Source organism: Allocellulophaga tsushimaensis, from assembly GCF_055383085.1.
Map to the genome: position 1 here is coordinate 2,869,952 of NZ_AP039451.1, position 13,575 is coordinate 2,883,526.

Annotated in this window: 13 protein-coding genes; 4 read left to right on the plus strand and 9 right to left on the minus strand. The window is 32.0% G+C overall.

The window, feature by feature from the left end; all coding sequences use genetic code 11:
- Positions 1-68: 68 nt before the first annotated feature.
- On the plus strand, positions 69-326 hold the full coding sequence (locus ACZ451_RS12485) for a type II toxin-antitoxin system ParD family antitoxin (RefSeq protein WP_464212888.1): 258 nt from the start codon (positions 69-71) through the stop codon (positions 324-326).
- Positions 313-603: a type II toxin-antitoxin system RelE/ParE family toxin gene (locus ACZ451_RS12490; protein ID WP_464212890.1), complete on the plus strand. Its 291-nt coding sequence runs from the start codon at positions 313-315 to the stop codon at positions 601-603. The genes ACZ451_RS12485 and ACZ451_RS12490 overlap by 14 nt, the downstream gene beginning before the upstream one ends.
- A gap of 488 nt (positions 604-1,091) precedes the next feature.
- On the opposite strand, the gene ACZ451_RS12495 is transcribed toward ACZ451_RS12490, so the two are convergent.
- The 4 genes from ACZ451_RS12495 to gcvT all read right to left on the minus strand — a co-directional run bounded on the left by ACZ451_RS12495 (position 1,092) and on the right by gcvT (position 4,172).
- Positions 1,092-1,802: a YebC/PmpR family DNA-binding transcriptional regulator gene (locus ACZ451_RS12495; RefSeq protein WP_464212892.1), complete on the minus strand. Its 711-nt coding sequence runs from the start codon at positions 1,800-1,802 to the stop codon at positions 1,092-1,094.
- Between the two features lie 112 nt (positions 1,803-1,914).
- Positions 1,915-2,205, minus strand: a complete 291-nt coding sequence (locus ACZ451_RS12500; protein ID WP_464212894.1) for a 4a-hydroxytetrahydrobiopterin dehydratase — start codon at positions 2,203-2,205, stop codon at positions 1,915-1,917.
- Between the two features lie 11 nt (positions 2,206-2,216).
- On the minus strand, positions 2,217-3,038 hold the full coding sequence (locus tag ACZ451_RS12505) for a sugar nucleotide-binding protein (RefSeq protein WP_464212896.1): 822 nt from the start codon (positions 3,036-3,038) through the stop codon (positions 2,217-2,219).
- Positions 3,039-3,086: 48 nt separating this feature from the next.
- Positions 3,087-4,172: a glycine cleavage system aminomethyltransferase GcvT gene (gene gcvT, locus ACZ451_RS12510; protein ID WP_464212898.1), complete on the minus strand. Its 1,086-nt coding sequence runs from the start codon at positions 4,170-4,172 to the stop codon at positions 3,087-3,089.
- A gap of 258 nt (positions 4,173-4,430) precedes the next feature.
- On the opposite strand from gcvT, the gene ACZ451_RS12515 reads away from it, so the two are divergent.
- Positions 4,431-5,753 carry a polysaccharide lyase family 7 protein gene (locus ACZ451_RS12515; RefSeq protein WP_464212900.1) on the plus strand — a complete coding sequence of 441 codons (1,323 nt, stop codon included), beginning with the start codon at positions 4,431-4,433 and terminating at the stop codon, positions 5,751-5,753.
- An 86-nt stretch (positions 5,754-5,839) separates the two neighbouring features.
- On the opposite strand, the gene thrC is transcribed toward ACZ451_RS12515, so the two are convergent.
- Genes thrC through thrA form a run of 4 tightly spaced genes read right to left on the minus strand, consistent with a single transcriptional unit; the run spans position 5,840 to position 11,064 of the window.
- Entirely contained in the window at positions 5,840-7,135 is a 1,296-nt protein-coding gene (gene thrC / locus ACZ451_RS12520) for a threonine synthase (RefSeq protein WP_464212902.1), read from the minus strand.
- Positions 7,136-7,190: 55 nt separating this feature from the next.
- On the minus strand, positions 7,191-7,640 hold the full coding sequence (locus tag ACZ451_RS12525; protein ID WP_464212904.1) for a hypothetical protein: 450 nt from the start codon (positions 7,638-7,640) through the stop codon (positions 7,191-7,193).
- Positions 7,633-8,571, minus strand: coding sequence for a homoserine kinase (locus ACZ451_RS12530; protein ID WP_464212906.1), 939 nt, complete (start codon positions 8,569-8,571; stop codon positions 7,633-7,635). The genes ACZ451_RS12525 and ACZ451_RS12530 overlap by 8 nt, the downstream gene beginning before the upstream one ends.
- Positions 8,572-8,622: 51 nt before the next feature.
- A complete protein-coding gene (gene thrA, locus ACZ451_RS12535) occupies positions 8,623-11,064 on the minus strand; it encodes a bifunctional aspartate kinase/homoserine dehydrogenase I (protein ID WP_464212908.1) in 2,442 nt (813 codons plus the stop codon).
- A 263-nt stretch (positions 11,065-11,327) separates the two neighbouring features.
- Here thrA and ACZ451_RS12540 point away from each other — a divergent pair, with 263 nt between their 5' ends.
- The gene (locus ACZ451_RS12540; RefSeq protein ID WP_464212910.1) at positions 11,328-12,878 is read left to right on the plus strand and encodes an NAD(P)H-hydrate dehydratase; all 1,551 of its coding nucleotides are present in this window, start codon (positions 11,328-11,330) and stop codon (positions 12,876-12,878) included.
- Positions 12,879-12,959: 81 nt separating this feature from the next.
- Here the strand turns inward: ACZ451_RS12540 and ACZ451_RS12545 are convergent, their stop codons facing one another.
- Entirely contained in the window at positions 12,960-13,364 is a 405-nt protein-coding gene (locus ACZ451_RS12545; RefSeq protein WP_464212912.1) for an STAS/SEC14 domain-containing protein, read from the minus strand.
- Positions 13,365-13,575 lie beyond the last annotated feature (211 nt).

The window sequence follows — 13,575 nt, forward strand, 5'->3', positions numbered from 1 at the left end:
ATAAGTTTGTAATATTCAGTCTAAATGATTAATTTGCATCAATAGTATGATTATTTAAACAAAAAAGTATGTCTACAATTAGAAAAACAATAACATTTACAGAAAAACAAGATAAGTGGATAAAATCACGAATTACAATTGGAGAATATACAAATGATAGTGAATATCTTCGTGATCTGGTAAGGCGTGACCAAGAAAAAAATGCAAAATTCTCCGTGCTTAAAGCTGCAATAACTGAAGGAATGGAAAGTGGTGTTAGTGACAAATCTGTTCCAGATATTATGAAGGAAGTAGAAGAACGTATGCGAGCAGATGGGCGTTTATAAGGTATCTGGAAAAGCCGAAAGTGACCTTACCAAAATGTACGAATATGGAATTGAAAGTTTTGGATTAAAACAAGCACAAACTTATTTATTTGGAATACACGATATCTTTCAAGCTTTATCAGATAACATTAATCTTGGACGTGATGCTTCTGAATTTACTTTTTCATTAAAAAGATTTCCATATAAATCTCACACTATTTTTTATTTGGCTACAGATATTGGTATTTTAATTGTTCGTGTACTAAATCAAAGTATGGATTATGAAAACAATTTATAGCCTACAGCCACACTCCAATACAATAAAGCAATAATTTTTAAGGTTTAAAAGCAGTTTTAGATAATGATTACACGCAAAATGTATCATATGTTCTGCGTGGTATATGTCCCGATGTATATCGAGATAACTTTGCTTTGGAACTGCTGAATGAAAAAGGGCTAGAAGATGTTTTGAAGTAGGAGTACTTTTTTTAACTAAAAATTGAAGCGATATTAGATCATTATTCAATAATTCTTTAAGGGTACTTTTTTGTCTTCCTATTGTTTTTTATTTACAGATATACTAGAATCAATATGTTGAATATCATTTTGAGAAGTCTCTAATTTTAACTCTATCAGCTGCGTTCCCTTTTTTTGACAAATGAGAAAATTACTTGAAGTTCATGAGTTTAATATTGGCATGAAATTCTATCAAATAGAAACAATTATAAAGAATAAGCCCCTATATAAATAGGAGCTTATTGTTGTGTTATTGTATATTTTTTGGGTTTATTCTTGCATAGTATGATACACATTTTGTACATCATCATCTTCTTCTAGCTTTTCTAATAGTTTTTCTACATCAGCTACTTGTGCTTCATTTAAGGTTTTAGTTACTTGCGGAATACGTTCAAAACCAGAAGATAAAATTTCTAGTTCTCTACTTTCTAATTCTTTTTGGATAGCGCCAAAATTTTCAAAAGGGGCATAAATTAAGATGCCATCATCGTCTGTAAAAACCTCCTCAGCACCAAAATCGATCATTTCTAATTCCAATTCTTCAGGATCTATACCTTCAGCATTTATTCTAAAATTACAGGTATGGTCAAACATAAAAACAACAGAACCTGAAGTACCTAAACTTCCATTACATTTATTAAAATAGCTACGTACATTAGCAACGGTACGGGTATTGTTGTCTGTAGCCGTTTCTACTAAAATAGCAATACCATGGGGCGCATAGCCTTCAAAAAGAACTTCTTTAAAATCACCTAAACTTTTGTCAGAAGCTTTTTTTATGGCACGTTCTACATTATCCTTAGGCATATTTACCGCCTTAGCATTCTGTATTACGGCTCTTAATCTAGAGTTTGAGTTTGGATCAGGACCACCTTCTTTCACAGCTATTACAATGTCTTTTCCAATACGTGTAAACGCTTTAGACATTGCAGACCACCTTTTCATTTTTCGTGCCTTTCTAAATTCAAAAGCTCTTCCCATTTCTAAAATACTATTTTAATTAAAAAACAAATTTAATAATTTTTGATCCCCAAACAAGTTTATCTTTTTGCATAAGATAAACTTTGCTTTTATACTATAATCAAACTATAAATTATGCGCTAACTTCAATAATATCCTCAATACTTTTAGCGAGTACAAAATCTTTCTCCGTAACACCATCTGCATCGTGTGTATTTAGTCTAATATGTAAGGAGTTGTATACATTACTCCAATCTGGATGATGCCCTTGTAATTCACATTCAAAAGCAATTCTAGTCATTACAGAAAATGCCTCTTTAAAGTTTGCAAATTCAAAAGAAGTTTCAATGGCACCATCTACATATTCCCATCCTTCTAGTTCATTCAATTTTTCTTCTATTTGTGTTTGGGTCATTTTTTTCATTTTCTATATTTTTAAATTGTTATATGATCTTCAATAATTTCTTGATACGTTGTATTGTAATTTTTAGGAAGTTTGTTTTCTTTTGGGAGCACTGCTAAATAACGTTCTTTATTTGTGGTGTATACTCTTTTAAATAGGGGATTAAAATGGCCCACTCGTTTTAGTATTTCTTGGATGAAATCTTCGTGATGCACCAAGTCCTTACTCCCTAAATGATAAATACCTGTTTTGTTTTTATTGATAAGGTAATGCACTTGTTGCGTTAACTTACTTTCATGAGTAACATTTATGACTAAATTAGGAAAAACTTCTATAGGCTCATTGTTTAGAATTGCTTCTTTCATTTTTTTTACTCTAGGAGAGGTATTTCCAAAAACCATAGGGACTCTTAAAATGGCCATCTTTTTCTTCGGAATTCGTAGCAGCATATTTTCAATCTTAATTTTTAACCTTCCATACACACTATGCGATAATGTTTTGTCATACTCATAAGATGGATATTTGCTGTAAGCATCAAAAACATTAGCGGAAGATATAAAATAGAGTTTGCAATTATTTTTTAGAATATAGCCAACCATATGCTCATGCGCTGTAATCTGTGCTGAAAAATCTCCTCTCAGTGCTGAAATTATAAAATCTGGTCTTACTTTTTCTAAAACCTCATAAACGTCATCTTCTTCTATGTTATATTTAAAAAACTGCTGGTTTTTTTCAAAAGATCTTCTTGCATTGTTGTATGTACCGTAGGTGTTAAAATAGTTGCAAAGTTCTTTGTATAGCGAATTTCCAATAAAACCACTAGCACCTAAAATAAGAATCTTTTTCTTTTCCAATACTTAACTCATTAATCAATGCTATTCTTTAAGCTAAAAAAACCGTTTTTAGTTTTTATAAAAAGGGAGTTTAACCACCGTAGCTGCAACTGTTTTTTTACGAATTTGAATAAGAATTTCTGTTCCTGGTTTTGCTAGTGCTACAGGGACATAACCCATGCCTATCCCTTTTTCTAGACTTGGAGACATGGTGCCAGAGGTTACAATTCCTATTGGGTCTCCAGAAGTATTTACAATGGTATAATCATGTCTAGGAATACCTCTATCATTTAACTCAAAGCCTATTAATTTTTTAGTGATACCATTTTCTTTTTCTAGTTTCAGGTTTTCACTATTCGTAAATTCTTTTGTAAATTTTGTAATCCAACCTAAGCCAGCCTCTAGAGGTGAGGTATTATCATTAATATCATTTCCATAAAGGCAATAACCCATTTCTAAACGCAGGGTGTCTCTAGCTGCAAGTCCTATTGGTTTAATACCAAAAGAGGCACCAGCTTCAAAAACTTTATGCCAAACCTGCGCTACTTCTTCGTTTTTACAATAAATTTCAAAACCACCAGAACCTGTATAGCCAGTAGCGGATATAATAACATTTTCGATCCCTGCAAAATCTGCAATCTCAAATGTATAAAACTTAATAGTGGCTAAATCTACAGAAGTTAAAGATTGCATCGCCTCAATAGCTTTAGGCCCTTGGATGGCTAAAAGCGAATAGCCTTCAGAAATATTACGCATATCGGCATTAAAAGTAGCATTGTATTTAGAAATATGCGCCCAATCTTTATCTATATTAGAAGCATTAACGACCAATAAATATTGCTCTTCTTTAATTTGATATACAATTAGATCGTCCACAATACCACCTGTTTCATTAGGTAAGCAGCTATATTGTGCTTTACCAATGCTTAATTTACTAGCGTCATTAGAAGTTACACCTTGTATTAAATCTAATGCTTTAGGACCGCTAATTAAGAATTCGCCCATATGAGAAACATCAAAAACACCAACAGCTTTCCGAACCGTTTCATGTTCAATAGTAACACCTTCATAAGAAACGGGCATGTTATAACCAGCAAATGGAACCATTTTAGCACCTAATTTTTGGTGTAACTCTGTTAACGCAGTATTCTTCATATCTCTTTAATTTGACAGCAAATTTATAGAATAAATTATGCATTATTAAAATATAACTTGAATGTTTTTTAAATTATTTTAATAATAACCTGCACTGATTATTTTCACATTAATTAAAAATTTAACTAATAATATAAGAAAATATAATTTTTCGATCATTTAATTAGGATATATGTAAAAAATAATTGTATTATTGTTTAAAATTGGTTTACCAGTTTGGATAACCAATTATAAAATAAACAAAAACCCCAATTTATTATGAGAAAAAATGGAATTACAAATAAGAGTACATCTCTTATTTTTCGTATCACTAAAGTTGTTTCAATTTTAGCAAGTGTATGCATCTTTACTTCTAGTTGTTCTAAAGAAGAAGTGTCAGTAAACGATGAAGAGTTTATAGTAGCTAACTTGTCTTCAAAATCCAAAAAAATAGCGATAAATAGTGTATCAGCTAGTAGTCAACAGGGATCTAATGTTGCATCAAATACATTAGATAATAAGCTTAATACAAGATGGTCTGCATTTGGTAAGGGAGCATCTATTACATATGATTTAGGTAATGCAGCTGCCATAGACTATATTAAACTGGCTATTTTTAAAGGAGATCAGCGTAGCGCTTCTTTTGATGTTTTGGTAGGTAACTCTACTCAAAACTTAAGAAAAATTAATGCTAAAAAGAGTTCAGGTAGAAGTACCCAATTAGAAATATTTGATTTATCTAATTCTACAGCGCGTTATATTAGAATAGTTGGTAATGGAAATACAAGTAATAATTGGAATAGCTATACAGCATTTGAAGTTTGGGGTAAAACATTAAATAATGATAATGGAGGAGATACTGGTAATAACGGTAATGGTTCTCCAACTTCTGTGTTAGGTATTAATGCTAAAACATGGAAAATAAATAGTTTTAAAGGTAATCCAAGTGCTTCACCAGAATATTTTGATGATATTTTAGATTCAGGAGTATCTTTTGAGACCTATTCTGACGATAATTATTTTTATACCGATGGTAAATGGACATTTTTTAAATGTTACAGAGGTTTAGGAGGATCTTCTAATTCTAGCAATCCTAGAGTAGAGTTAAGAGAATTAGATAATGGTAAACTTGCCAATTGGGATGGTTCTAGAGGTAATAATACGATGACCATGCGGGTAAGGGTTGATCAATTACCTAGAAGTAAAAATGGAAAAAATGGTGTATTGTGTTTTGGACAAATACATGGGCCTGGAAAAACGGTTGATGATGTTATAAGAGTACAGTTTATAGGGAAACCAGATCAATCTACCGGAAATGTAAAGCTTAAAATTAGTGGCTATATTACTGAAGATGTATTAAATGGTAGTGTAACTTTAGATCGCACTTATAAATTAGATACGGCTTATACTTTTAAAATAACCTATAATAATGGTATCGTAAAACTTTTTGATGGTAATACAGAAATATTTTCTCAAAAAATGGATACTACTACTGAAGGTAATTATTTTAAAGCAGGGAATTATTTGCAATCTGTAAAAGGAGCTAGTTATACGGGTTCTAATGGTATCGTAGCGATACAAAGCTTAAGAATTACGCATTAATACTATAGGAGTTAGTACAATAGTTTAATGAGATTAAAAACCTGTTAATAGTTTTTTTAACAGGTTTTTTTAAGTTTTTAAAATAGTTATTCTTTAAGTAAATATTCTTTCAGCTGTTCATAAGAACTAATACAAATCGATTTTTTTTCTAAATCCATAAGCTTAACAATTTGCTCAGGAATTTTAATTTTTTTATCAATTGTCTCTTCAACGACATCTAAAAATTTAACTGGGTGTGCTGTTTCAAGGAAAATGCCGTAGGTATTTGGTTTTTTTTCTTGGTATTTCTTCACCCCCAAATATCCTACAGCACCATGAGGATCTGCAACATAATTATATTTTTTATAAATGGCTAACATAGCAGCTCTAGTTTCTTCATCAGTAAAAGAATAAGACGATAAATTTTGGTGTAACAACTTAAAATCATCATTAAAAATATGCCTAATTCTGATAAAATTACTCGGGTCTCCAACATCCATAGCGTTAGAAATGGTAGCTATAGAGGGTTTTGGGTTGTAATTTTCGGTTTCCATAAACTTTGGTACCGTATCGTTTACATTAGTAGCAGCAATAAAATGTTTTACAGGCATTCCTAGTTGTTGTGCAATCATTCCTGCGCAAATATTTCCAAAATTTCCACTAGGAATAGAAAAAACGAGTTCTTTATGCTTGCTTTTTGCATGCTTGTATGCAAATAAGAAATAAAATAATTGCGGTAACCAACGAGCAACATTAATAGAATTTGCGGATGTTAATTGCATTGCATTGGTTAGCTCTTCATCTAAAAAAGCTGTTTTTACCATGGTTTGGCAATCATCAAAAGTACCATCTACTTCTAAAGCAGTAATATTTTGCCCTAAGGTAGTTAATTGCCTTTCTTGAATATCACTTACTTTTCCACTCGGATATAAAATAACAACTTTAACGCCTTTAACACCTAAAAAACCATTGGCAACAGCACCGCCAGTATCACCCGAAGTAGCAACAAGTACGGTAACTTCTGTAGTGTCACCTTCCGAAAAATACCCCAAACAAAGTGCCATAAAGCGAGCGCCCACATCTTTAAAAGCCATGGTTGGACCATGGAACAGCTCTAAAGTTGCTATATTTTCGGAGATTTCTGTAATTGGAAAATCAAAATCTAGAACTTCAGCTAAAATTTCTTTTAATTTAGCATCAGGAATTTCAGCAGTAACAAATTGTCGAATGGCTTTAAATGCAACTTCTTGGTTTGAAAAATCTTCAATCGTATCAAAAAAATCTTTTGGTAGTGGTGTTATACTCTCTGGGAAATATAAACCTCGATCAGGGGCTATTCCTTTAATTACTGCATCTTTAAAACTTACGTTTGCTGCTTTTTTATTTAGACTGTAAAAGTTCATTTTACTAAAAAATTTAATTTTTAAAACTATTTAAATAGCTTTTTTTTGATTTAGATTAACAATCATCTATCTCATTTAACTCATCCATCGCTTTTCGATATATAGAAAAGTCCTTAATTTTTGCAACTCTGTCTAGGTTGATTGCTTTTTCTCCAAGCGTTTCATTTTTTATAAAACCTTTTAAATTGCCTTTATTCTGATTTATAAATATATAATTACTGTACCTCCCAGAGTGAAAAGCATCATCAATTAAAATATAACCATTATTGTTATTCGCAAAAATTTGGAACTTTCGCCATATGGTTTCATCTCTTTTATGGTCTAGATAGCGTACCATACTTTTATAATAGATATCTCCAGTACATTCTTGTTGAAAACTTTGAATGTATATCTGAATGACTTCATTATTAAAAGTTCCTTCAAATACACTTTCCTTTTTAATGTCTTGTGCATTAGAAATCAGGCAAAATAAAAGCACGAAAAATGGAAGTGTCTTTTTATTCATTTTTATATTTTTTTATCCCTTTTGAATTTATTTTGGACACATGCACATCATAATCAATGCCTATTTTTTTATAGATGTCTGCCATCACTAATGCTGTTTTATGTGCTGTTTCTTCCCCTTTACTTAAAGCAAAAATGGATGGACCCGAACCAGAAATTCCGCAGCCTAAAGCCCCTGCTTCTATTGCTTTTTCTTTAATTTGATCAAAGCCAGGAATTAATATAGCGCGTATAGGTTCTACAATATGATCTTCTAAAGAACGGCCAATGAGGTCATAATCTTCTTTAAAAAGACCAGCGATAAGTCCGCCAACATTGCCCCATTGTTTAATACCGTCTTCTAATGAAATTGTTGTTTTTAAAATGCGTCTGGAGTCTGCTGTTTTTACTTCTATTTGCGGATGGATTACCGTAGCGTATAATGCACTAGGTGTTGGTATTTCTATAATATCTAATGGTTGATAACTTCGTACTAAGGTAAAACCACCAAATAGGGCAGGGGCTACATTATCTGCATGCGCTACGCCACTTGCTAAACGCTCACCTTCCATGGCATATTTTACTAATTCTAAGGTAGAAAAAGGTTTTCCTAAAAGTTCATTCATAGCCCAAACAGCTCCTGTAGAACTTGCCGCACTACTTCCTATACCGCTCCCGGCTTTTATTTTTTTATAGATTTCTATTTCAAAACCACCATCATAATTTTCGCATGCTGCTAAAAATGCTAAACCAGCAACACCAGCAACATTTTTTAAGGTTTCGGTTGGTAAATTTTGCCCTGTTAGTTTCGTGATTTTTATCCCTTTCTCGGTAGTCTTCCTAATAAGCATTTCATCCCCAACACTATCTAATGCTAAACCTAAAACATCAAACCCACAAGATACGTTTGCAATGGTTGCAGGACAAAATATTTTTATTTCATTATTATTCATTTTCTAGCTTTTTAAATTCCCCTCTTCTTTAGAAGAGAAATAGGGGTGGGACTAAAAGTTACCAATTCGTATAATATCTGCAAAAATACCAGAGGCAGTAACATCTGCACCAGCACCAGCACCCTTAATAATCATGGGCTGATTTGGATATCTTTCTGTATAGAATAGTACAATATTATCACTCCCTTCTAAATTATAAAAGTCGTGCCCTTTCGGTATTTCTTGTAAGCCAACACTAGCACTACCATTTTCAAATTGCGCAACATATTTAAGTTTAGCATCTTTATCTGCTGCTTTTTTATACATTTCTTGAAAAGAGGTTTCATGCTTTATTAAGGATGCAAAGAAATCATCATTATTGGTGGTGTCTAAGCTTTCTTGTGGTAAAAAAGAACTATTTTCAATTTCTTCTATTGCAATTTTATGACCACTTTCACGAGCCAAAATTAATATTTTACGCATTACATCGATACCGCTTAAATCTATTTTTGGATCTGGTTCTGTATAGCCTTCTTCTTGAGCCTGTTTTACCACATCATGAAAAGTATTAGTATCATTAAAATTATTAAAAACAAAGTTTAAACTGCCAGATAAAACAGCTTGTATTTTTAAAACTTTATCTCCAGAAGCAATGAGGTGTTTTAAAGTATCTAATATTGGTAAACCTGCACCAACATTGGTTTCAAATAAGAAAGGAGCATTGTATTTACGGGCTAAATTTTTAAGCTCATTATAGTTTTCATATGCAGAAGAACATGCAATTTTATTACAGGTAACTACAGAAATACTATTTCTTAAATAAGAAGCATAGGTTTCTGATACTTCTTGGCTTGCTGTATTGTCAACAAATATGCTATTTCTATAATTTAGTTTTTGGACAGTTTCAAAGAACTTTTCTTTGTTTGCCTTTTCTCCTTGCTTTAGTAAAGTTTCCCAATTTTTAAGTGAAATTCCGCTATCATCAAAAAACATAGTTCTAGAGTTAGAAATTCCAATAACTCTAATATTAAGTTTTAAGTTCTCTTTTAAGTATTTTTTCTGTTGCAGAATTTGGTTTAAAAATTTGTTACCCACATTACCAACCCCCATAACAAATAGATTGAGTTGTTTAATGTTTTCTTCAAAAAAGACTTCATGTAATGTATTTAATGCTTTTTTTACATCATCATTACCGATTACAGTAGAAATATTACGCTCTGATGCACCTTGCGCTATGGCTCTAATGTTTACATTATTCTTTCCTAACGTGCTGAACATTTTACCACTTAAGCCTTGATGATTTTTCATGTTATCACCCACTAAAGCGAGTATTGCCAAATCTTTTTCTACTATTGTTGGGTTTATTTTACCTTGAGCAATCTCGTATTCAAACGCAGTATTAATAATATGTTCTGCTTTATCTGCATCTTCCTGAGCTATACCAATGCAAATTGAATGTTCTGAAGATGCCTGTGTTATTAATACTACGCTTATTTCTGCTAAGGATAATGACTCAAAAAAACGTTTAGAAACTCCAGGGACACCAACCATACCAGGCCCTTCTAAAGATATTAATGCAATATCACCTACATGGCTAATACCACGTACGGTTTCTCCTTCCGATTTTTTATTTAATGTAATTAGAGTGCCCTCGCTTTCGGGTTCAAACGTATTTTTAATATGTATCGCAATACCTTTAGAAAGTACAGGTTGTATGGTAGGTGGGTATAATACTTTTGCCCCAAAATGTGAAAGCTCCATAGCCTCTTCATATGAAATATGAGGAATGGCTTTAGCTTGCTTTACTATTTTAGGGTTGGCAGTGTACATACCACTAACATCTGTCCAGATCTCTAATGCTTTAGCGTTAATTGCCGCAGCAATAATTGCCGCAGTATAATCAGACCCTCCTCTTCCTAAAGTAGTAGCATCACCACTAATAGAAGAAGCAATGAACCCGCCCATTACAATAATACTTTCTTTAGTTGAAATTAAAGAGTTGCAATTTTTTTCTGTTATTTTAAAGTCAACCACTGCTTTTCCATAATTTGCATTGGTTTTAATAATTTTTCTACTATCGCTATGAGTTACATCTAATTTTTGAAAACTAAAATATTCACTAATGATATATGATGAGAGTACCTCTCCATAGCTCACAATTTTATCTGATAATTTTGTTGTGATTTCTCCAATTAAAAAAGCCCCTTCTAATAGTGTTTCTAAGGCATTTAATTCGCTTTTAACACTGCTCAATACGGTACTTTGGTTGCTTACGGGAATAAGTTCTTTTATGGTTTCTAGATGTCTTTTTTCAATTTCTTTTACACCGTTTTTATAAGATACATCTTGGGAAGATGCTAAATGAGCAGCTTGTAGAAGAAGATCTGTAACACCACCTAAGGCAGATACCACTACAATAGTTTTTTCTGCACTGGAGTTGGCAATTATATTTTTTACTAAGGCTATATTTTCAGCGTTTGCAACCGAAGTACCACCAAATTTTAAAACTTTCATTTATGAGTTAATTATGTTGAAATAGGAGTCTAAAGAAATATTGAAACGGACGAATATATAAGTAGTTTACCCCAAAGGGGTAATTGTAGTAAATGTAATAGTTGTGTTGCAACTATTTAATGTAGAAAAAATGTGAATAGAATCCATTTTAGAGCTTTTATATCCTTTTTAGATCATGCCAAATGTAGTATTTTTGTCTCCCTTATCAAATGATTTCCAAAATTTTTGCCAAATTAGCAATATATCTTAAATAAAATTATTGAATGAAGATTTTTAGTGCAGAACAAGTCTATCAAGCTGATGAATTTACAATAGCAAAACAACAAATTACTACAGATTCTTTAATGGAACGCTCGGCAACTCAGATTTTTAACTGGTTACATATGCGTTTGCAAGGAGCTCCTGTTAAAATTCATATTTTTTGTGGAATAGGGAATAATGGTGGTGATGGTATTGCTTTAGCAAGGCACTTACAAGAGCATGGTTATGATATTGGGGTTTATGTAGTGAATTATAGTGAAAAACGTTCTCCAGATTTCTTATTGAATTTAGATCGCTTAAAGGACCGTAAATTATGGCCTGATTTTTTAAATGATGATTGTGAATTTCCAGAAATAGGAAAAGAAGATATTCTTATTGATGCTATTTTTGGAATAGGTTTAAATAGAAATCCATCTCCTTGGGTTATAAAACTAATACAACATATTAATAGTTCTGAAGCATTTGTTTTATCAGTTGATATTCCTTCTGGATTGTTTACAGATCGTGTGCCAGAGCTTAAAGAAGCTGTGATAAATGCTAATCATGTATTGAGTTTTCAGACAGCTAAACTGGTCTTTTTTTTACCAGAAACAGGTATTTATGTTGACCAATGGGAAATATTAGATATTGGTTTGGATGCAGAATTTATGATGACCACAGAAACTACTTATGAGCTTATTGGTAAAAATGAAGTATTACCTTTATATATACCCAGAGAAAAATATGCGCATAAAGGCAATTATGGACATGCATTGATCATTGGTGGTAGTTATGGTAAAATTGGTGCGGTACATTTAGCATCTGATAGTTGCTTGCAAACGGGTAGCGGTTTGGTTACTTCTTATGTGCCTAAATGTGGTTATATTCCCATACAAACGGCATTACCAGAGGTAATGGTTATTACTGATGACGAAGAAAAAGAAATTAAATCCATTACTTATGAAATTACACCTAATGTTATTGGAATTGGTATAGGGATGGGAACTGCAAAAGTCACCCAAAAAGCATTTGCTGATTTTTTAACTAAAAATAAATTACCGTTAGTTATTGATGCTGATGGTTTAAATATCTTATCTGAAGACAAAAAGCTTTTAAGTAAATTACCTGAGCAAACAATTTTAACACCACATGTTAAAGAGTTAGAACGCTTAATAGGTGCTTGGAAAGATGATTTTGATAAACTTGAAAAGGCAAAAGCATTTTCTAAAAAATATGATTGTATTTTAATCATTAAAGGTGCACATACTATTACGGTTTATGGCGGAAAAGGATACGTGAATACTACGGGTAATCCTGGTATGGCTACAGCTGGTAGTGGTGATGTATTAACAGGAGTCCTAACAAGTTTAATTGCGCAGAATTATAAACCTTTACATGCGGCATTGTTTGGGGTTTATATACATGGTAGAGCAGGAGATTTACAATTGGAAACCTATGGATATCAATCTTTAACAGCTTCTGCAATTATAGAAGGGATTGGGACTGCTTTTTTAGATTTGTTTAAAGTGCCAGAACAAGTCCAACAACAAGAACAACAACAAGAACAACAATAATCAGATGCATAAGATAAGATAAAAAAAAGAGGACTACTTTTTAAGGTAGTCCTCTTAGCGGTTTGTTGTTAGTTAGGAGTTTCATTTTGCTGTTTTAACTCTTTTTTTAACCCATGCTAAAGCATTATCATACGCTATAAAAAACTTCATCGGTTTTTTATAAAATAACTTTTCTATTTTAAAATTATGCATATCTATTTCTTTTTTGGATACGATAGCTAATGCTTTTAAATTATCCATTTGCCTGAAATAATCATATACTGTTGGATCTACAGCATATGAGTTTTGGCGGTAACTAATATATCCAAAACTTTTATCTTTGAAATGAATCTCTGCTATTCCAATAATTTGATATGCTTTTTCTAGTGTTAGTGTAGCATCTTTTTCAAAAATTGCTACTATATAATTATCATATACTTGAATACGCCCTGTTTCTATTTGGTATTCTCGGACTATGACTTTGTTTTTAGTGCGTCCAACTTTCATTGTCAATTTTTTGTATGGTGTGTCTCGTGAACGAAAGTACTTGGAAGTGGTTTTATTTTGAAAAATAATAGACGAAAAGCGTAAATATCGTTTAAGTTGATCATTGCTATTCAATTATACCATTTTGTGGAACGTTTAATCAAACATAAATTTTAGTGATTACCAATAGTATAGGGTATAAAAAAAGAGGAAGCCTTTAAAGTGCTTCCTC